An 18,844-nucleotide genomic window follows, 5' to 3' on the forward strand; every position below is an offset into this window, starting at 1 on the left:
CCTCGATAATGTGCTTACCTCTATTTTATTGAGAAGGTCAGACTAAGTCAAATAATTCATGCCCACAAATTTGCGCCACAACATGACAACCGGTATGACCGTCAGCCAGAATGCGAAATAGCCGATATGTCTGATATACGCGTCCAGCATGCTGTAGACTGGATACTGCATATAGACATAATCGATGACATCGTTATGAAAGACCCAGATAAGCGTCGCTAAAATATGCCATTTCTTTATTCTGAAGAAAGGTAAAAACAATAAAGCTTCAACTGCCATGATGCCATGCGAAATACATAACATGATGCCCGTAGCCGTCACTTCGCCCAGTTCGATGAAGGCGAAAATATTCATGGCCACTGCCCAGACCCCGTACTTGATCAGTGTGACGAATGCCAGTGCCTCAAAAAGTCCGGCATGTTTCTTCAGGACGATGAAAAGCAGGGCGATACACAGAAAAAGACTCGCGGTCGGACTGTCCGGAACGAAAGGCATGAAGTACCAGCGTGTGTGCGCCAACTGCCCTAAATACCAGTAATAGCCATATGCCGTGCCTAACAGGTTACAGACGATGAGAAAGAGAAGAAAATAGCGGTTTGTCAACCAGAAGTAAAGCTGCTGCATTGAAATCCTCCTATAAAAAAAGAGTCATCTCAAAGATGACTCTTAACTGTTATTTCTTTAATGGTTTGCCATTTTCATCAGTCAGTTCAAGGTTAGCTACATATTCAGCTACCTGCTTGATCTGATCTTTTGATAATGTATCCTTGAATGACGGCATTTTACCGGCACCATTTGTAACAAATGCTTCAACCGCTGCAGGCTGCAGATTAGCTTCTACTAAGTTTGGACCTGCGCCCCCTGTCAGCTCACCACCGTGACAACTTGTACAGTTAGACTTGATGATGTCAGTATACGCAGGGTCTTTTTTATCTAAGTTAGAGAAGGTGATTTTACCTTGTGCTTCTTGTTTCTCCCAGTCATGGTAATGACTAGATTCCCAAGTCGTATAGAATAAAATAGCGACCGTCAGTAACATCATACCTGAAGCTACCGGACGTTTATACCATAAGCGGTGACGGCTCGTATCTAACCACGGCGCAAGCAGCAGTGCTGCAAATGCGATACCTGGTAAGACAATGGCACCGAACGTATTGAATGGACCAGAAGCATATGTGTATTTTAAGATCTGATATAAGAACAGGAAGTACCAGTCAGGCAGTGGTGTATATCCTGTATCAGAAGGATCCGCCACACGTTCAAGCGGTGCTGGATGCGCAACCGTCAAGCATAAGAATGCGATAAGGAAAACCGCGCCTGTCATCCATTCTTTAAGTAGGAAATCGGGCCAGAAACTCTCTGTTTTACCCGGAAATTCTGAATAATCTCTGTTTAATTTGGCTTTCTCGTACTTTTTAATACGGGAATCACCGACAAATGTCATCCCTTTACCGCGATGCATCTCTCATTACCTCCTTTTATATTCGGTTTATAATGGACCAGAAATACCTTGTTTACGAATCATGATGAAGTGAGCCGCTAATAACGCGAATAAACATGCAGGTAAGAAGAACACGTGAATCGCGAAGAAACGTGTCAACGTCTGTGCACCGACAATCTGTGCGTCACCGGCAAGCAGCGTCTTCACCCATCCTCCGATGAATGGGACAGATTCTGCAATCTGAAGACCTACTTTAGTACCGAATAAAGCTTTCATATCCCATGGTAATAAGTATCCAGTGAAACTTAATCCAACCATAATAATAAAGATTAATACGCCGACAACCCAGTTTAATTCACGAGGCTGTTTGTATGAACCGGTAAAGAATACACGCAGCGTATGCAGGAACATCATGACGACTACGATACTTGCGCCCCAGTGGTGCATACCACGGACGATCACACCAGCTGCCACATCATGCTGCAGGTAATAGACAGATTTCCATGCATTGACGATATCCGGTACATAATACATCGTTAAGAACATACCTGATAATACTTGAATTACAGTGATGAAAAATGTTAATCCACCGAAGCAGTAGACGAATGCAGAAAAGTGGTAAGCAGGGTTGACATGCTCAGGCACCTCATGATCCGCAATATCTCGCCAGATGGGTGTTACATCAAGTCGATCATCGACCCAGTCATAGATTTTCTCGATCATTTAATTACCCTCCTATTTCGCTAACTCATTCGGATGCTTTTTACCGATAGTCAGCATTCCGCCTTTTTCGCCTGTTTCGTACTGATCAAGTGGTGCAAGTGGTGGTGTACCCGGAATATTCTTCCCGTTCTTCTCGTAACGACCATTATGGCAAGGACAGTAGAATTGATTCGGGTTTGCATCATCACCATTCCAGTTGACCGTACAACCTAAGTGTTTACATGTCGGTGAAAGTGCTACAATGTTTTCGCCGTCTTTATAAACCCAAGCGAATTCAGTGACTTCACTTGTATACCAGGCATCCTTCTGCTCGAACTTGAAGTCAACTTTTGTTGGCACCTGTGTGATTTCAGAAGTTTTCACACTTGTTGTAATCATATTTCCAGCCGCTCCACTCTTGAAGACTGGATCCAGCGCAAACCGACCTAATGGTAAAGCGATACCAGCAGCCATAAATGATCCAACTCCCATCAGGGAATAGTTTAAAAATTGGCGTCTTGTGACACGTTGGCTCATTTAGTTTTCCCCCCTCTAATGCTTTGTTAATTCAAAAATATACTAGGACATATCAATTTTAGCCTAATACATTAGGATGGTCAATAAAATGTCGGAAATATGTCATGAAAAATTAATTACTTATTCCACATCGAAATAATCGTTCTCATCAGGCTTTTGACTTGTGGTTCCAGCATTTCTTCGCGCATATCCGCATCCATGGAAGCAAGCGGAAAGACGTTCACTTTGAAGAGCGTTTCAGTGGTTTCAAAATGGGAACTGGCCGGCGTCACAAACAAAATATTTTTCATGCCATAGCGCTTTAATTGCTCACCTATCACCGTCGCAAGCGTATAATCCTCCTGCACCTGCACAGGCGGCACAAGAAGGACTCTGCCCTTAAACTGATTTTCAACCGCTAAGGTCATCATCTGAATGACTTCGTAGCGATCAACAATATTCAGCAGCTGACTTCTATAGTCGACATCGATGACAGGAATCATCGCTGTATCGATATATTCGAGCTGATGCTTGATCTCTTTCAGGTCGTGATGATTGAATAACATATTAACTCTCCTTCAGTTTCTTGAGTAGTTTGCTGTAGTATTGGAAGCCTGCTCTTTCATTCATGATCAGCGCCAAATCAATGCGTGTTTCAACTATCGCCATCATCTGCGTTTTCATCTTCGCAGAGAGAGCCAGCTGGTCAGGCAGCTGCTGTTTGTCCATCTGTTCAAGCAGCCACTCATATTCATACATCTGATTGATTTTGTCATCCCTGAAGGTGATATAGAGATAAAACGGTTCCTCAATAGCATTGAGCAGATTGAATATGACATCTGCTTCCGTCAGGATCATATTCTGATGACTGAAGAGCAGCTGAAAACTTGCTGTCAGCGTGATACCGTCCAGACCATCCACGGGCGCACTGAACCGGCAATACTTCATGACCGGATGGTCCTTCAGATAGTTGAGTACCCAGACGGTCTCTTTGTTATTAATATGGTACTTAAACAGGATATATTTGAGCAGTCCACGACGTTCTTCTATTAAATCAGTGACCATAAGGCTCAAAATTCGGATCCAGTTTGATCAGCTGCTGCTCCACCCTGTCAGCCGGCTGACCGATTTCAAGGAGATAGCTGTAATACTCATTCAAATAATCGATATTGTCCTGCAGATCCGGATAGACATCTTCGAAGAAATGCTTGGCTTCCTTATCTCTTTCCAGCTGCTGATAACTGTAAGCGAGGGTCCATTTGACGACTGGATCCATCTCTTCTTCATCGATCATTGAGAAGAGCTGAATCATCTCTTCGAATTTGCCTTCTTCCTTATAATAATCTGCCAGCAGTAAGGATGCTTCTGTATAGGAAGGGTCAATGGTCAGAGCCTGAATCAAGAGCTGCTCCCCTTCTGTATCCTTCAGCCTCAGCATAATACGTGCAGTATCCACCATCAGCTCTTTAAAGAACTCATTGATCAGGAGACCTTTTTTGCCGACTAAAACGGCTTCATCATAACGGCGCTCTGCTTCAAGTAAGTTGACAAGCACTAAGTAAGCCTGCATATAATCTGGATCTTTGTCGATTAAGGTCGTCAGTTCCTGGATGGCATCCTGCAGGTGATCGTTCTTCTCAAGTGCTAATGCTTTCTTGAAGAAATCATCGCTTGTCATCTCTTCTTCATCCAGTGACTGATAGTAGGCTTCCGCTTCTTCATAATTACCTGCCTGAAGCATACAGTCCGCCAGCCGGCTCGTCAGATTGATCCGGTTAATATGCTGCTCGCCAGCTGATAGCAGCTGTTCATAACGTCGTGCTGCCTGCAAATATTCACCATCAAAGTAAAGCAGTTCCCCGAGCGCAAATGACACGATTAAATCATCCGGCGCCAGTTCTTCTGCCTGTCGCAGCTTCTGTAAGGCCACTTCAAGCATATCCTGCTGCTGATAGAGGTCCGCTTCAAGCAGCAGACGTTCTGTCGTCAGGGGTGAACGGTGCAGAACAGTGAGCGCTTTATCCAGCTCATTTTCATCCACCAATCCTTCGATATAGTAGACGAGCAGTTCCTGTTCATCCGGATACAGCAGATAAAGCTGTTCAAACACTTTAAGGCCCTGTGGCACCAGCCCATACTGGTAAAGTGTTTCTCCGAGTATAAAGAGTGCATCGTGGTCATCAGAACCAAGGGCACGGTTGACATTGTCATCCAGATTGTCGATATGCTGCAGATGAATCTGATCGATCAGTTCATATATATTCATTCTTTCACTCCTAATTGCTTGAATTGTTCCATAAACCCGGGGAACGAGACATTGATACTATCTAAGCCCGCTATTTCAGTTTCGCCGGTTATCAGGGTGGCAACTGCCAGCATCATGCCGATGCGATGATCGCCGTGACTATCCACACCCGTCTTCATCTGTCTTCTGCCCGGTCTGATTTCCATACCGTCCGCTGTTGCCGTCAGGTTGAAGCCCAATTTATTGAGTTCGTTGACCACTGTGTCAATCCGGTTCGTCTCTTTGACCTTTAATTCTTCTGCGTCGCGAATGATGCTGATGCCATCCGCCTGGGTCATCAGGAGCGCAATGACCGGAATCTCATCTATCAAGCGTGCAATCAGTGCACCGTCCAGGGTCACAGGTTTCAGGTCCGGTGTATAGCGCACTTCAATCGTCGCCACCGGTTCGCTCTCTGCTGTCTGATTGATGACCTTGATGTCACCGCCCATCATTCTGATGACTTCGATGATGCCGTCCCGTGTCTTGTTGATGCCCACTCCCTGTATTGTGACTGCACTATGCGGCGTGATGAGGGCGGCCACCATGAGAAAGGCAGCTGATGAAATATCACCGGGTACCTTGAAATCACATGGTCTGATGCGCTCGATGCCTCGCGCCGGCAGTGTGATTGTTTCTCCGGTTTCAAGTGCCACGCCGTACAGGGGCAGCATGGTCTCAGTATGATTTCTTGAGGCGGTCTTCTCAGTGATAGTGACCTTTGTCTCAGCATGCAGCCCTGCCAAGAGAATAGCTGACTTGACTTGAGCACTGGCGACCGGCATCACGTAGTGAATGCCTTCAAGTGCAGCGGGTTCAATGATCAGCGGCGTTCTTGTATTGTCATGACTGCCTGAAATATGCGCGTTCATCTCTTTAAGAGGGTCAATGACTCGTTTCATCGGCCGGCGCCCGATGGAGGCATCGCCCGACAGCACGGTGCGGAAGGGCAGACCAGAGAGCAGGCCTGCCAGTAGTCGCGTCGTCGTGCCTGAATTGCCGGTATAAAGGACCTGTGAAGGTTCAGTAAATTGAGCGAAGCCAGGTGAGTCGACCGTCAAAGTGGTGCCTGTTCTGTCAAACGTTACCCCCAGCTGTCTGAATATATCTACCGTGCGCATGCAATCTTCTCCGAGCAGTGCCCCTTCAATCGTCGAGCGTCCCGCTGCCAGGGAACTGAATATTACCGCGCGGTGTGTCATCGATTTATCACCCGGCACTTGTGTTTGACCTGTAAGAGGTCCTGTCAAATTAATCCGCATCGAATTCTCCTAACTTATTGAAGGCATGCAGCAGCCGCTCTTTCGAGACAGCTTGTATGCGCTGATCCATCAGCACAAACTGAATGCTGCCATCCTGATTTTTTTTATCCTTCAGCATCAACTGATAATAGGTATCAAACGGCTGATAGTCAATCGGTGCCAGACCCAGTTCTCTGAACCACGCTGCTAGCGGTCTCATATCCCTGCCTGACAGGATGCCTGTCAGCAATAGACCGTGCATCACTGCCTGGCCATGCGGAATATGATGCGTGAATTCTACTGCATGACCGAATGTATGACCCAGGTTCAATACTTTTCTCAGGCCCGCTTCATGTTCATCTGCCTCAACTATCTTCAGTTTCTGGGCCATGCCTTTTATCAGCCAGTGATCAAGAGCATCCAAGCGGGCCAACTCATTCTTATCACTATAATCCTGCTGCAGAGCTTCGAGTGCCATATATGAATCGAGCATGGCATGCTTCACTATTTCACCGAAGCCGCTCAGTTTCTCCGTATAAGATAGTGTCGTCAGAAAATCAAGGTCGTAGATAACAGCTTTCGGCCGCTTGAATGCACCGATCAAGTTCTTACCGCTCTCGGCATTGATACCCACTTTACCGCCTATAGCCGAGTCGTGAGCCAGAATAGTCGTCGGCACCTGGATAAAATCAATACCTCTTAAAAGGGTTGCCGCAATAAAGCCTGCAAAATCTCCGACACTGCCGCCGCCGATCGCCACTATAACAGACTTTCTGGTCACACCTCTGTCGATGATCTGATTGATCAGTGTACTGTAAGCCGCGAGTGTCTTCAGCGATTCGCCTGCTGCTACTTGAAAGACGGTGGCTGTGGCGGTGATAGCTGTCAGACGTTCCTCATGCAAGGCATGAACCTTCTCATCGATAATGACGATGACCTGGTCATAGGAAGAGGTATCCAGTTTCCTGAGCGCCCCGTGCTCGACATAAACTGTATAATTGTCATCTTTATAGTGTGTGGAGAGTTCCATCAGAATTGTCTCACTCTTTCTCTATGGGCATTGATCTGTTCCCTTAATTGTTCCATATAATTAGACTGGAATTCTTCCAGGACGGCCTTTGCTATCTCAAATGCGACAGCATGTTCACAGACAATAGAAGCAGCAGGTACAGCACAGCTGTCCGAGCGTTCTATGCTGGCGAGATAGCTTTCCTTCGTCTCAATATCAACTGACTGAAGCGGTTTATAAAGAGTCGGAATCGGCTTCATCACAGCATTGACGACGATAGGCATTCCATTGGTCATGCCGCCTTCCAAGCCGCCCAGATGATTGGACAATCTTGAATACCCCTCTTCATCATGTGCAATAGGGTCCTGGACCTCACTGCCCGGCATATCCGCCATCTTAAATCCGTCTCCAAATGACACACCTTTAAACGCGTTGATACTGATGACACTCTGCGCAATGCGGCCGTCCAGTTTGCGGTCATAATGAACATAGCTGCCAAGACCCGGCGGCACATTCATAACCGTCACTTCCACTTCACCGCCGAGAGAATCACCCGCTTTCTTAGCGGCATCTATCCGGTCACGCATAGCCTGGGCAAGAGACTCATCCACCACCCTGACATCGTTGGCATGATTCTTCGCCTTGATCTCTGCCGGTGAATACACCCCCTCATCTCTGACACCGCCGATTGCTTTCACACGGCTGAAAATCTCTACATCCAGCTGCTGCAGCAAAATTTTACAGACCGCACCGACTGCTACACGTGCAGCGGTTTCTCTCGCACTTGAGCGCTCCAGCACATTCCGCAGATCCCGGTGGTTATATTTCATGCCACCGACGAGGTCCGCATGTCCAGGTCTCGGCTTCGTGATGACACGTCTCATTTCATCATGGGCACTTTGGTCAATCGGTTCAACACCCATAATACTAAGCCAGTGCTTATGATCGTCATTCCTGACAATCAATGTGACCGGACTGCCCAGTGTATAGCCATGTCTGACACCGGAAGTGATTTCAACCGTATCCTTCTCGATCTGCATCCGTCGGCCACGACCGTAACCACCCTGGCGCTTATAGAGCTCAAGAGAGATGGCGTCACCCGTCAGCTCAAGGCCTGCCGGCAGTCCTTCTATAATCACTGTGAGCTGTGGTCCATGAGACTCACCTGCTGTCAAAAATCGCAACATAATCTTCCTCCTGTAAATAACTCTATTTTAGCATAAAAAAAGCCGTGTCATCACTGACACGACTCTAAAATTAGTAAACCCAGGCTGCATTCACTAATGAATAATCGATGATTTCATCTTCTTTGAACCACAGCGCAATCTCTTTCTCTGCAGAAGCGACTGAATCTGAACCATGGATGATATTTTTGCCGACTGTCATGCCGTAGTCACCACGGATTGTGCCAGGCGCTGATTCTGCCGGATTTGTCTTACCGACCAGCGTACGGCCGATTTCAACCACATTTTCCCCTTCAAGCACCATCGCAAAGACAGGCCCGGAAGTGATGAAGTCAACAAGTTCGCCGAAGAATGGACGCTCGCTATGTTCACCATAATGCGTCTTCGCTAAGTCTTCTGACACCGTCATCAACTTGGCACCGACGATTTTAAGGCCTTTGTTTTCAATACGGCTGACAATCGGACCGATTAAGTTACGACCGACGCCGTCTGGTTTGATCATTAAAAAAGTTCTTTCCATTAAAAATACCCACCCTCTGATGTTTTATAAAACCATAGATAGTGTAACATTGAAAACGATTTCTTTCAATTATCAAAATATTCTTTTTGTCATTTTAACCAGTAGTTTCTCCATCTGTCTGCGGTCATCAGTATCCGGCAGCTTGAGCAGATGATAGGCTGCTTTTTCAGCATATTTACGGCTGATGGCAGCAGCAGGCTCTATGCCCCTGATGTTGACGCGCTCAATCAGTTGATTGAAATAATCATCCGGCTGGTCAGGCGACAGCAGACTCAGCATCTTTCTGACGTCAGCGTCTGAAGCGGCATACATCAAAGGCAAGGTCACATGGCCGTTGCGGATATCACTGCCGACGGGTTTGCCGAGCACCGCTTCAGAGCTGGTATAGTCAAGAATATCATCAATAATCTGATAGCTCATACCCATGAAGTGGCCGAATCTGGCTAAATGGAAGACCGTCTTGGCATCGCTGCCCGTACTCATCGCTCCTAATTTGCAGCTCGCTTCAATGAGCACAGCTGTCTTACGGTTGATGCGTCTCAAGTAATCCGTCAGGCTGACTGCGGCGTCATAGCGGTCAGACAGCTGATCAAATTCCCCGTAACATACCTCAAGAATGATATCAGAGAAATAGTGGTGAAAGTCAGGATTGTCTATATCGGAGATGAGCTGAAGCGCAGAAGCCAGCAGATAATGACCGGTCCGGACAGCAGTCTGACCATCCCAGACTTCATGAATCGCATCCTTCCCCCGTCTCTTTGAACTGTTATCAATATAGTCATCGTGAACCAGACTCGCCATGTGGACGATTTCAAGCGCTGCAGCTGTCTTGATCAGTTCAGCCTCGCGCTCCTGGCCGAAACTGCCTGACAGCAGGACAAAATAAGGACGTATCCTCTTGCCGCCTGATGACAGGATATGCGCACTTGCCGCATTGATGGTTGATTCATCCCGGCTGATGATGTCATTGATGATTGCTTCAACCTCTTTAATTTGCCCCTTTAACATATAAGCTCATCCTTATTGTGGTTTATAGGCGAGATGCATGGCACTCACGCCTCCTGTGAAACCTTTAAATTCCACTTTCTCAAATCCTGCCGCTGCAAACAGCTTGGCCAGTGCATAACGATCCGGGAAATTGAAGGCTGACTGCTGGAGCCAGCTGTATTCCTTCATGGACTTCGCAAAGACTTTGCCGAACTGCGGCATCACATATTTGAAATACGCCTCGTAACCTTGTTTGAAACCTGGCAGTGTCGGCTGACTGGTTTCCAGACAGACCACCATGCCGCCCGGTTTTAAGACGCGGTACATCTCCTCGATCGCCTTAGAGTAGTCAGGCACATTGCGCAGACCGAAACCGATCGTCACGTAATCAAACGTATTGTCCTCAAACGGGAGATCCATTGCATTGCCGAGGACAAGGTCAACATTGCGGTAACCTGCCGTCTTCTGCTTGCCGACTTCAAGCATATTCGCACTGAAGTCAAGGCCTGTCACATGACCCGATTGACCGACTGCCTGAGCGAGCTGGATCGTCCAGTCAGCTGTGCCGCAGCAGACATCGAGCGCTCGAGCTCCCCGGCGGACCTGCATACGCTGCATCACCTTTTTTCTCCAGCGTCTGTGCTGATTAAAGCTGATGATATCATTGAGACGGTCATAACGTGTTGATATATTTTCAAAGACACCATGGACAAGTTCTGTTTTCTCCTCCGGTGTACGCGGCATTTCATTGTTAGTCATAGAGCACCTACTTTATTTAGTATAGAGTTCAGAGTGTCTGATCATCTGCTGGACAGCTGGATCATCCATAGAAATAAAAGGCAGCACAAACGCCGCTTCTATCTCCGGTATCAGTGATTCATCCTGCGATGTATGAAAAGCCGACATCAGCAGGTTGTAGCGTTTCACACATTCCGTCAGATTGCTGAAGACAGCCTGATCGAAATCCTCTGCATTATAATGGTAAAACTGTGCACTCAGCAGATCGGTTGCAAGCAGAGTATGCGCCTTGTTGTCATCGTCTACATTTCTGCCGAGCCGCATGGCAGAATCAATAGCCAGTATACTCTTCTTGATATTGTCTGCGATGGAAAGTCGGGTCAGAATACCGACAAGATCAGCATTCACTGCCGGACAGCGATAGAGAGGAAAGCGACTTTCCAGTTTTAAGTTGTCCTCTTTGTACTGTGTATAAAAATCCATCCTGCAGCCTCCCAAACGTTATACTCCATTATAACTTAAAATAGACGCTAATAAAGAAAAAAACTCAATAAAAAAAAGCCCTGCAGCAGGGCTTTCTTAAAAATCTCATTATTTCACTGCGTCTTTCAATGCTTTACCTGCTTTAAATGCAGGCACTTTGCTTGCAGGAATATCGATTTCTTTACCAGTTTGTGGGTTGCGACCTTTACGAGCAGCACGTTCACGAACTTCAAAGTTACCGAAACCAATCAGTTGAACCTTATCTCCGTTTGATAAAGATTTTTGAATTGATTCAAAAACAGCATCAACAGCAAGACCTGCTTCTTTTTTAGTCAAGTTAGCATTTTCAGAAACCGCATTGATTAAATCTGTTTTATTCATGTCAATTCACCTCCCCTAAGGTTATGTAATGATAAATGAATATCATTCTGTTATGACTTTAACACACAAAACGTTGATACTGCAACGTTTTATGTCCTGTTTCTTTATTTTTTATCAGGATCGGCATTCGATTTAAAGATGGGCTCATTTTTCTCATTTACCGTATAAGGCACGCTGTATGCCGGCAGTATCGGCGAATCCTGGTATAAAATGTAACGGATGTCTTCCCCCTGCTTCAACTTCAGCTTCTTCTCTCTGATCACCCGGCCTAAATCCTGCGTGTAATCAATGATAAAGTCGTTGCCGCCGTTGATATAGACAGGAAGGGCCTCACCGCTATAAGGGCTGTTGACCGTCGGATACTCATCCAGTCCATATTTCTTGTAGGCGATTTTATAGACATTCGGTCCCACTTTCTGGTCGAGCGCAAGTGTTCGATCCTGAATATTCAATCTGATTCTTAAGTCTTTTAACACTTCAGCGTTGCGGAGATCCACGAGTTTTACAGTGGGATCCGTCTCAACATCCATCATGACATATTGATAATAACCGCCTTTTTCAAAGGACGAACCCGGCAGCTCAGATAAATAGCGAGGTTGCAGTTTACTGAAGTCAACCGGATGCTTGACATATTGGTCATATGACTGGTCACGGTCCTTCAAAGGCAGCAGTCCCGCGTTATCCTGACGGTACTGATCGACTGCAGTCTGAACCATATTCAGCTGATCAAGAGGCGCCACCTGATTCTCCACTTTCTCGGCATTCGGATAGAAACATCCCGATAAAAAGAGCACCGGAATCATCAGCATCAACATCCGTTTAAGCATGACTGGAGCCACCTAGGACAATGATCATCAGAAGACCGCTGAGAAGCAGTGAGCCATATGCCAGAATAGAAAGCGCGATGGATAAGGCTCTATTCTTCGCTTTAAAACGTGCCAAATATATCAGCACCATGGCAAGCATCATGAGTCCGAGTGAATAAAAGGAGACCCACATTAAATCCATTCTAGTTATATTAAACATCTCTTCCACCTATTCATTTGTTTTTTGACGGTTCATCAGCGCTCTGACGTTCTCCTCCACTGGTCCCTCATTAAACAGTACATCATAAAGCGCAGCTGTTATCGGCATATCTACCTCATAAGCAGCAGCCATCTCGTAGGCCGCCTGGGTTGTTCTTACGCCCTCAACAACCATGCCCATCTGGTCGAGCGCCGCGTCAAGTGACATGCCTTTGCCAAGCATTTCACCGCAGCGCCAGTTACGGGAATGTACAGACGTGCAAGTCACAATCAGGTCACCGAGTCCTGCCATACCGAGATAAGTCATGGGATCCGCACCCATCTTCACGCCGAGCCGCGTAATCTCCGCCAGACCTCTCGTCATCAGAGCAGCTTTGGCATTGTCACCATAACCTATGCCGTCGCTCAGACCTGCTGCGAGCGCAATGATGTTTTTCAGCGCACCGCCTATTTCCACACCGACTAAATCTTCATTCGTATAGACCCGGAAGTAATCGCACATGAATAAATCCTGCCCCAGCTGCCGGATACGCTCATCTTTAGATGCGATGGCCACCGTTGTAGGCTGACGTGTCGCCACTTCCTCTGCATGACTCGGTCCGCTCAGCACACCGACGCCCTGCAGCTTATCCGCATCTATTTCCTCTTCAATGATTTCAGATATACGCTTGAAGGTCTTCGGTTCCAGCCCCTTAGAGACATGAATGATTGTTTTCCTGTCATGCACTAATGCATTGACCTGCTGGCAGATATCGCGCATCGCCTTTGTCGGTACAGCGAGTACGATCACAGCTGCATGTGCAAGCGCGTCAGTCAAGTTCGTCGTGGCCTTCATCCCCTCATTTAAAGGGATGTGCGGCAGGTATCTGGGATTCATCTTCTCTTCAGTCAATGCTGCAGTCGTCTTCTCATCTCTGCCCCACATAAGGACATCATGATGATTATCCAGCAGCACATTGGCAAGCGCTGTTCCCCAGCTACCTGTCCCAAGCACAGTAATTGCTGTCATGAAATAACCTCCTAGTTACGTTTTCGGGCGATGAGATGAATAGGCGTGCCTTCAAATCCAAAGGCATCACGAATTCTGTTTTCCAGGAAACGCTGATATGAGAAGTGCATCATCTCGACATCATTGACAAAGACCACAAAGGTCGGTGGCTCAATCGCTACTTGCGTCGTATAGAAAATATTCAGACGGCTGCCATTATCAGTCGGTGTCGGATTCATCGCCACCGCATCTGTTATCACTTCGTTCAGTGTACTGCTCTGAACGCGTTTCTTGTGGTTTTCACTCGCCATATTGATCAGCGGGAACAACGTTTTCAGACGCTGCCCTTTCAGTGCTGAAACGAATGCAATCGGCGCATAGTCAAGGAACTGGAAGTGGGCACGAATATTGTCCTCGAACTTCTTCATCGTCTTGGAGTCTTTTTCGACTGTATCCCATTTATTGACGACGATGATGACCGCCTTACCCGCTTCATGGGCATAACCGGCAATCTTCTTGTCCTGCTCTATGATGCCTTCTTCAGCATCTATGACGACGAGAACCACATTAGACCGCTCGATTGCACGCAGCGCACGCAGAACTGAGTAGCGTTCAGTTGATTCATAGACTTTCCCTTTTTTACGCATACCTGCTGTATCGATCATGACATAATCCTGGCCATCATACGTGTAGAGGGTATCAATGGCGTCACGCGTTGTACCGGCGATATTGGAGACGATTACCCGTTCTTCCCCCAGAATACTGTTGATTAGACTTGATTTGCCGACATTCGGACGACCGATCAGACTGAACTTGATGACATCATCATCATATTCGTCTTCCTCTTCTTCAGGGAAATGTTTGCTTGCCTCGTCCAGAAGATCACCGATACCTAGACCATGAGAGCCTGAAATCGGGAAGGGATCACCGAAACCGAGTGAATAGAACTCATAAATATCAGCACGCATCTCCGGATTATCGATTTTGTTGACTGCCAGAACGACAGGTTTACTGGATTTAAACAGCAGCTTTGCCACGAACTCATCTTCATTCGTGATGCCGTCGCGGCCGTTCACCATAAAAATGATGACATCCGCTTCGTCGATGGCGATCTCAGCCTGGGCACGGATCTGTTCCTGGAAGGGTTCGTCCCCCAGTTCAATTCCTCCTGTATCAATAATATTGAATTCATGCGTCAGCCATTCGCCGCTTGAGTAGATGCGGTCACGTGTAACGCCGGGTGTATCCTCAACGATGGACACCCGTTCTCCTATAATTCTATTAAATATCGTCGACTTGCCGACATTCGCACGGCCGACGATGGCTATGGTTGGTTTAGTCACTTTTTTCTTCCTCTCAATATATGATCTTCCCTATTTTAACACACCTTGATTTGTTATCATAATCAAAAAAAGTAACGCCGAAGCGTTACTTTTCGAGTCTCTCTTATAATTTTAAGTCTTTGAACTTATCAGCGAAGACATCACCGAGCGTCGGTGCATCGTCATTTGAGCTTGTATCTAAGTATGAAGCATCAAAATCCTGTCCTTGCTCTTCAGTTGCTTTGATTGATAATGCAATACGTTCTTCTTGTTTATTGATGTCCAGAATCTTCACTTTCACAGTTTGGCCCGGCTCAAGCACTTCACTTGGATTACCGATGTGGTCATGACTGATTTGAGAGATGTGGACAAGACCTTGAAGACCCTTAGCGATTTCCACGAAGGCACCGAAGTTCGCAAGACGCATCACTTTACCTTCGACGATGTCACCGACTTTGAAGTTCTCTTCAATCGTTTCAAACGGTCCAGGTAACGCATCTTTGATTGATAATGAGATACGTTCAGCATCTGCATCCACACTTAGGATTTTCACTTTAACTTCCTGACCGATCTCAAGTGCATCTTCTACTTTTTCAAGACGGTCATGCGTGATTTGTGAGATGTGAACCAAGCCGTCTACACCACCGATATTAACGAAGGCACCAAAGCTTGTGATACGTGCAACTTTACCTTCAACGATTGAACCGACTTCAAGGTTCTGCAGGATTTCAGCACGTTTCACTTTATTTTCTTCTTCTTCGATAGCGCGGTGGTTTAAGATGACACGGTTTTTCTCCTGGTCAAGCTCTTCAATTTTCAGGGTTAACTGACGACCTTGGTAATCTGAGAAATCTTCGATATATTCAGTTGAGATAAGTGACGCAGGGATGAAACCACGAAGACCTACATCTACTACTAAACCGCCTTTAACGACTTCTTTCACTTCCGCTTCGATTGTTTCATTGTTCTCGAATTTTTCTTTCAGGCTTTCGAAAGATTGTGATTCATCTAACTGACGTTTAGACAGGATGTAATGGCCATCCTCTTCTTTATCTTCAATCTTCGTCACGAATGCTTCAATTTCATCTCCCACAGAAACAGCTTCTTCTGCTTTATCGATATGAAGACTTGTCAACTGGCTGATCGGGATAATCCCGTCAAATTTAGCCCCTTCAATGAAGACGATCACGTGCTTATCTTCAATCTTCTGGACTGTCCCTTTCACTTTATCGCCTTCTTGAATTTCTGTAATCATGTTTTCGTTGAATTCTTCTGTCATAATCTTATCCTCCTAAAATGTAAAAGCTCTTTATCTAACGTTCTTATATTACCCTAAAAAAGTCAAGAAAATCGTCTTTATTCCAATTTATCTGACGCAAGTTTCAAGATTATCGCAGTGACCTCTTCAATAGAACGTCCCGTCGTATCGATTTCAATGGCATCTGCTGCCTGAGTGAGCGGTGATATCTCACGTGTCATATCCAGATGATCACGATGCGCGATATCTGCCTTCAGCTGCTCGACTGTGCTGTCAATACCGCGCGATTCATTGTCAAGCTGTCTTCTCTGGGCCCGTTCCTCCACGGATGCAATCATATAGATCTTCAGCTCGGCATCCGGGATCACAGTCGTCCCGATATCCCGGCCGTCCATGACCACCCCTTTGTCACGTGTCAGCTGCTGCTGCAGCTCCACTAAATAGCTGCGCACCGCAGCTTGACTGGCTACAAAAGAGACGTTTTCCGTTATATCATTCTCACGGATACGTTCTGTGATATCCTCCCCTGACAGCAGCACTCGCTGTCCATGATCCGCTACAAGACGGATATCTATCTGCTCCAGCAATGTGCTGAAATCTTTGTCATCCGATTTTAAGTAGGCTAATGTAATGGCGCGGTACATGGCACCTGTATCCACATAAACCATATTAAGTGCAGCTGCCACTTTTTTAGCGATGGTACTTTTGCCTGCTGCTGCCGGCCCATCTATCGCAATATTAATTTTTTTCATCCTTCTTACCTACCTTGTTGTTTGATCATTAATATTTTATCATAGAAGCATAAAGGAGGCACATATGAAAAAACTTCTTGTTATACACACCGGCGGTACCATCAGCATGTCTGAGAATCCTGACGGACATGTCATCACCAATGATATCAATCCTGTGTCAGGTCTCGAGTCCATCCGGTCGCTTGCCGATATCACCGAACTGAATCCCTTTCAGGTTCCTTCTCCACATATGACACTCCAGCATATGAACAGGCTCAGAAAACTGATCATCGAGCAGATCAACACAGACAATTATGAAGGTGTCGTCATCACGCACGGCACGGATACACTGGAGGAAACCGCCTTTTTCCTCGACCTGACGCTGAATGTCAGCATCCCGGTCATTCTGACAGGTGCCATGCGCTCCTCCAATGAGATCGGGGCAGACGGGCTGTACAACTATATCGCCGCCATCCGGACGGCCTGTGATGACCAGTCAAAAGGTAAGGGGGTCCTCGTTGTCTTCAACGATGAAATTCACAGCGCCATGAATGTGACAAAAACGCACACATCTAACACGAGTACTTTCCAGAGCCCGAACTATGGACCGCTCGGCATCATCACTAAAAACGCCATCTATTATCATCACCTGCCTGTCGTCAACCGGCCGCTAGTCAAAGTGGATGAAGCCGTCAAAGTCGGCTTAATCAAGGCGCATAGCGACCTGGATGCTGAACTTCTCGAGTTCTTTCTGACACATGGTTATGATGGTGTGGTCATCGAGGCGCTCGGTCAAGGGAATCTGCCTCCGTCCTCACTGGCGGGGCTGGACAGTCTTCTTGCTGCAGACATGCCTGTGGTCCTTGTCTCGCGCTGCTTCAACGGCATTGCCAGCAACAACTACAGTTATGAGGGCGGCGGCTATGAACTGGAGAGGAAAGGGGTCATCTTCTCCAATGGTTTAAACGGTCAGAAAGCAAGACTGAAACTGATTGTCGGTTTAAGCAACCAGCTCACTAAGGCGCAATTGAATACCTATTTCCGCAAATAAAAAGAGGCCTAGGCCTCTTTTTTATTTTTGATAGCTGCTGCGATCAAGCCGCCATGGAACTTGCCGTTTTCAATGAAGATGGAGTTCGCGTCATTCCCTGCGGCGATGACCCCGGCGATATACAGATTGTTAACGTTCGTTTCCATCGTTCCAGGGTTGAATTTCGGCGCTGTCCCATATTCAGTGGTCACGAGGTCCATTCCCATTGCCTGCAGGAAATCATAGTCGGGATGATAACCGATCATTGCGAAGACGTCATCGTTCTGGATCGTCTGTTCTTCGCCTGCCACACTGAATGTCACTGTATCTGCCGTGATTTCATTTAACTGAGCATTGAAATACATCCTGATTTTCTCGCTTCTGACAAGGCCGTCGAAAATTGGCAGTATCCACGGTTTGACGCTCTTTGAGTAACCGCTGCCCCGGTAGATGACGGTCACTTCAGCCCCCGCTTTCTCCAGTTCAATGGCAGCATCCACCGCTGAATTCTTGCCGCCGATGATCAGTACCTTCTTGTTGAAGAACGGATGAGCCTCCTTAAAATAATGATGTACTTTCGCGCGCTCTGCACCGGGGACATCCAGCGTATTATGTTGGCCGTAGTAGCCGGTTGCCACTGTTAAGTACGTGCATGCATAGCTCGCTTTAGAAGTCCTGACAATGAACCGGTCATCTTCTTTCGTCACTGACAGCACTTCTTCACGCGTGTTGATATTTAACTGGTGATGCTTGACCACTTCACGGTAATAGACCAGTGCCTGGTTTCTGCGCGGTTTATGTTCTTCAACGATAAACGGCACGTCTCCGATAGCCAGCTTGTCACTTGATGAGAAGAACGTCTGATGGGTCGGGTAATTATAGATAGCTTCCACTACGTTCCCTTTTTCTATGATCAAGGTCTCGATTCCTTGCCGGTTCTGTTCAATGGCGGCTGACAGACCGCAGGGACCCGCTCCGATAATAATGCTCTCAATATATTTCAC

Annotated in this window: 23 protein-coding genes; 1 reads left to right on the top strand and 22 read right to left on the bottom strand. The window is 46.7% G+C overall.

Annotation, left to right across the window (positions count from 1 at the left end):
* Positions 1 to 42 precede the first annotated feature (42 nt).
* The 21 genes from QSV55_RS06015 to cmk all read right to left on the bottom strand — a co-directional run bounded on the left by QSV55_RS06015 (position 43) and on the right by cmk (position 16,831).
* The gene (locus QSV55_RS06015; RefSeq protein WP_208001492.1) at positions 43 to 624 is read right to left on the bottom strand and encodes a DUF1405 domain-containing protein; all 582 of its coding nucleotides are present in this window, start codon (positions 622 to 624) and stop codon (positions 43 to 45) included.
* Positions 625 to 673: 49 nt separating this feature from the next.
* Positions 674 to 1,462, bottom strand: coding sequence for a menaquinol-cytochrome c reductase cytochrome b/c subunit (locus QSV55_RS06020; RefSeq protein WP_289649507.1), 789 nt, complete (start codon positions 1,460 to 1,462; stop codon positions 674 to 676).
* Positions 1,463 to 1,489: 27 nt separating this feature from the next.
* Complete coding sequence (gene qcrB / locus QSV55_RS06025; RefSeq protein WP_133429078.1) at positions 1,490 to 2,164, bottom strand: menaquinol-cytochrome c reductase cytochrome b subunit; 675 nt, start codon at positions 2,162 to 2,164, stop codon at positions 1,490 to 1,492.
* Positions 2,165 to 2,176: 12 nt separating this feature from the next.
* Positions 2,177 to 2,680 (bottom strand): ubiquinol-cytochrome c reductase iron-sulfur subunit, encoded by a 504-nt coding sequence (locus tag QSV55_RS06030; RefSeq protein ID WP_289649508.1) that lies wholly within the window; start codon positions 2,678 to 2,680, stop codon positions 2,177 to 2,179.
* 116 nt (positions 2,681 to 2,796) lie between these two features.
* Positions 2,797 to 3,225: a DUF2487 family protein gene (locus QSV55_RS06035; protein WP_289649509.1), complete on the bottom strand. Its 429-nt coding sequence runs from the start codon at positions 3,223 to 3,225 to the stop codon at positions 2,797 to 2,799.
* A 1-nt stretch (position 3,226) separates the two neighbouring features.
* Positions 3,227 to 3,724, bottom strand: a complete 498-nt coding sequence (locus QSV55_RS06040) for a YpiB family protein (protein WP_289651057.1) — start codon at positions 3,722 to 3,724, stop codon at positions 3,227 to 3,229.
* The gene (locus QSV55_RS06045; protein ID WP_289649510.1) at positions 3,714 to 4,925 is read right to left on the bottom strand and encodes a tetratricopeptide repeat protein; all 1,212 of its coding nucleotides are present in this window, start codon (positions 4,923 to 4,925) and stop codon (positions 3,714 to 3,716) included. The genes QSV55_RS06040 and QSV55_RS06045 overlap by 11 nt, the downstream gene beginning before the upstream one ends.
* Positions 4,922 to 6,205 carry a 3-phosphoshikimate 1-carboxyvinyltransferase gene (aroA, locus tag QSV55_RS06050; RefSeq protein WP_289649511.1) on the bottom strand — a complete coding sequence of 428 codons (1,284 nt, stop codon included), beginning with the start codon at positions 6,203 to 6,205 and terminating at the stop codon, positions 4,922 to 4,924. The genes QSV55_RS06045 and aroA overlap by 4 nt, the downstream gene beginning before the upstream one ends.
* Positions 6,195 to 7,214, bottom strand: a complete 1,020-nt coding sequence (locus tag QSV55_RS06055) for a 3-dehydroquinate synthase (protein ID WP_289649512.1) — start codon at positions 7,212 to 7,214, stop codon at positions 6,195 to 6,197. The genes aroA and QSV55_RS06055 overlap by 11 nt, the downstream gene beginning before the upstream one ends.
* Positions 7,214 to 8,377 (bottom strand): chorismate synthase, encoded by a 1,164-nt coding sequence (gene aroC, locus QSV55_RS06060; protein ID WP_289651058.1) that lies wholly within the window; start codon positions 8,375 to 8,377, stop codon positions 7,214 to 7,216. Before aroC ends, QSV55_RS06055 begins: the two co-directional genes overlap by 1 nt.
* Positions 8,378 to 8,450: 73 nt before the next feature.
* Positions 8,451 to 8,897 (bottom strand): nucleoside-diphosphate kinase, encoded by a 447-nt coding sequence (gene ndk / locus QSV55_RS06065; protein ID WP_133450674.1) that lies wholly within the window; start codon positions 8,895 to 8,897, stop codon positions 8,451 to 8,453.
* Between the two features lie 72 nt (positions 8,898 to 8,969).
* Positions 8,970 to 9,905 (bottom strand): hexaprenyl-diphosphate synthase large subunit, encoded by a 936-nt coding sequence (hexs-b, locus tag QSV55_RS06070; RefSeq protein ID WP_289649513.1) that lies wholly within the window; start codon positions 9,903 to 9,905, stop codon positions 8,970 to 8,972.
* A gap of 12 nt (positions 9,906 to 9,917) precedes the next feature.
* The gene (locus tag QSV55_RS06075; protein WP_289651059.1) at positions 9,918 to 10,628 is read right to left on the bottom strand and encodes a demethylmenaquinone methyltransferase; all 711 of its coding nucleotides are present in this window, start codon (positions 10,626 to 10,628) and stop codon (positions 9,918 to 9,920) included.
* A gap of 27 nt (positions 10,629 to 10,655) precedes the next feature.
* The gene (locus tag QSV55_RS06080; protein ID WP_289649514.1) at positions 10,656 to 11,105 is read right to left on the bottom strand and encodes a hypothetical protein; all 450 of its coding nucleotides are present in this window, start codon (positions 11,103 to 11,105) and stop codon (positions 10,656 to 10,658) included.
* A gap of 108 nt (positions 11,106 to 11,213) precedes the next feature.
* Positions 11,214 to 11,486 (bottom strand): HU family DNA-binding protein, encoded by a 273-nt coding sequence (locus QSV55_RS06085; protein WP_133450677.1) that lies wholly within the window; start codon positions 11,484 to 11,486, stop codon positions 11,214 to 11,216.
* Positions 11,487 to 11,590: 104 nt separating this feature from the next.
* Positions 11,591 to 12,313, bottom strand: a complete 723-nt coding sequence (locus QSV55_RS06090; RefSeq protein ID WP_289649515.1) for a hypothetical protein — start codon at positions 12,311 to 12,313, stop codon at positions 11,591 to 11,593.
* Positions 12,306 to 12,512, bottom strand: coding sequence for a DUF2768 domain-containing protein (locus tag QSV55_RS06095; protein WP_133450679.1), 207 nt, complete (start codon positions 12,510 to 12,512; stop codon positions 12,306 to 12,308). Before QSV55_RS06095 ends, QSV55_RS06090 begins: the two co-directional genes overlap by 8 nt.
* Positions 12,513 to 12,521: 9 nt before the next feature.
* The gene (locus QSV55_RS06100; RefSeq protein WP_289649516.1) at positions 12,522 to 13,520 is read right to left on the bottom strand and encodes an NAD(P)H-dependent glycerol-3-phosphate dehydrogenase; all 999 of its coding nucleotides are present in this window, start codon (positions 13,518 to 13,520) and stop codon (positions 12,522 to 12,524) included.
* Positions 13,521 to 13,531: 11 nt separating this feature from the next.
* Positions 13,532 to 14,842: a ribosome biogenesis GTPase Der gene (gene der, locus QSV55_RS06105; protein WP_289649517.1), complete on the bottom strand. Its 1,311-nt coding sequence runs from the start codon at positions 14,840 to 14,842 to the stop codon at positions 13,532 to 13,534.
* A gap of 103 nt (positions 14,843 to 14,945) precedes the next feature.
* Positions 14,946 to 16,100, bottom strand: coding sequence for a 30S ribosomal protein S1 (gene rpsA, locus QSV55_RS06110; RefSeq protein ID WP_133450682.1), 1,155 nt, complete (start codon positions 16,098 to 16,100; stop codon positions 14,946 to 14,948).
* A gap of 77 nt (positions 16,101 to 16,177) precedes the next feature.
* Positions 16,178 to 16,831 carry a (d)CMP kinase gene (gene cmk / locus QSV55_RS06115; RefSeq protein ID WP_133450683.1) on the bottom strand — a complete coding sequence of 218 codons (654 nt, stop codon included), beginning with the start codon at positions 16,829 to 16,831 and terminating at the stop codon, positions 16,178 to 16,180.
* 64 nt (positions 16,832 to 16,895) lie between these two features.
* Between cmk and QSV55_RS06120 the strand changes: the two genes are divergently transcribed.
* Entirely contained in the window at positions 16,896 to 17,861 is a 966-nt protein-coding gene (locus tag QSV55_RS06120; RefSeq protein ID WP_133450684.1) for an asparaginase, read from the top strand.
* A gap of 8 nt (positions 17,862 to 17,869) precedes the next feature.
* On the opposite strand, the gene QSV55_RS06125 is transcribed toward QSV55_RS06120, so the two are convergent.
* Complete coding sequence (locus QSV55_RS06125; RefSeq protein WP_289649518.1) at positions 17,870 to 18,844, bottom strand: YpdA family putative bacillithiol disulfide reductase; 975 nt, start codon at positions 18,842 to 18,844, stop codon at positions 17,870 to 17,872.

It is taken from the genome of Macrococcus bovicus (assembly GCF_030376725.1).
Taxonomy (GTDB): domain Bacteria; phylum Bacillota; class Bacilli; order Staphylococcales; family Staphylococcaceae; genus Macrococcus; species Macrococcus bovicus.

Bases quoted from the DNA above. Each gene is read 5' to 3' on its own strand.
- QSV55_RS06075 (WP_289651059.1), bottom strand. From the start codon at position 10,628: ATGCCGCGTACACCGGAGGAGAAAACAGAACTTGTCCATGGTGTCTTT.
- rpsA (WP_133450682.1), bottom strand. From the start codon at position 16,100: ATGACAGAAGAATTCAACGAAAACATGATTACAGAAATTCAAGAAGGC.
- QSV55_RS06030 (WP_289649508.1), bottom strand. From the start codon at position 2,680: ATGAGCCAACGTGTCACAAGACGCCAATTTTTAAACTATTCCCTGATG.
- QSV55_RS06120 (WP_133450684.1), top strand. From the start codon at position 16,896: ATGAAAAAACTTCTTGTTATACACACCGGCGGTACCATCAGCATGTCT.
- hexs-b (WP_289649513.1), bottom strand. From the start codon at position 9,905: ATGTTAAAGGGGCAAATTAAAGAGGTTGAAGCAATCATCAATGACATC.
- QSV55_RS06015 (WP_208001492.1), bottom strand. From the start codon at position 624: ATGCAGCAGCTTTACTTCTGGTTGACAAACCGCTATTTTCTTCTCTTT.
- QSV55_RS06080 (WP_289649514.1), bottom strand. From the start codon at position 11,105: ATGGATTTTTATACACAGTACAAAGAGGACAACTTAAAACTGGAAAGT.
- QSV55_RS06095 (WP_133450679.1), bottom strand. From the start codon at position 12,512: ATGTTTAATATAACTAGAATGGATTTAATGTGGGTCTCCTTTTATTCA.
- qcrB (WP_133429078.1), bottom strand. From the start codon at position 2,164: ATGATCGAGAAAATCTATGACTGGGTCGATGATCGACTTGATGTAACA.
- QSV55_RS06085 (WP_133450677.1), bottom strand. From the start codon at position 11,486: ATGAATAAAACAGATTTAATCAATGCGGTTTCTGAAAATGCTAACTTG.
- ndk (WP_133450674.1), bottom strand. From the start codon at position 8,897: ATGGAAAGAACTTTTTTAATGATCAAACCAGACGGCGTCGGTCGTAAC.
- QSV55_RS06045 (WP_289649510.1), bottom strand. From the start codon at position 4,925: ATGAATATATATGAACTGATCGATCAGATTCATCTGCAGCATATCGAC.
- QSV55_RS06020 (WP_289649507.1), bottom strand. From the start codon at position 1,462: ATGCATCGCGGTAAAGGGATGACATTTGTCGGTGATTCCCGTATTAAA.
- QSV55_RS06090 (WP_289649515.1), bottom strand. From the start codon at position 12,313: ATGCTTAAACGGATGTTGATGCTGATGATTCCGGTGCTCTTTTTATCG.
- cmk (WP_133450683.1), bottom strand. From the start codon at position 16,831: ATGAAAAAAATTAATATTGCGATAGATGGGCCGGCAGCAGCAGGCAAA.
- QSV55_RS06055 (WP_289649512.1), bottom strand. From the start codon at position 7,214: ATGGAACTCTCCACACACTATAAAGATGACAATTATACAGTTTATGTC.
- QSV55_RS06040 (WP_289651057.1), bottom strand. From the start codon at position 3,724: ATGGTCACTGATTTAATAGAAGAACGTCGTGGACTGCTCAAATATATC.
- aroA (WP_289649511.1), bottom strand. From the start codon at position 6,205: ATGCGGATTAATTTGACAGGACCTCTTACAGGTCAAACACAAGTGCCG.
- QSV55_RS06100 (WP_289649516.1), bottom strand. From the start codon at position 13,520: ATGACAGCAATTACTGTGCTTGGGACAGGTAGCTGGGGAACAGCGCTT.
- QSV55_RS06035 (WP_289649509.1), bottom strand. From the start codon at position 3,225: ATGTTATTCAATCATCACGACCTGAAAGAGATCAAGCATCAGCTCGAA.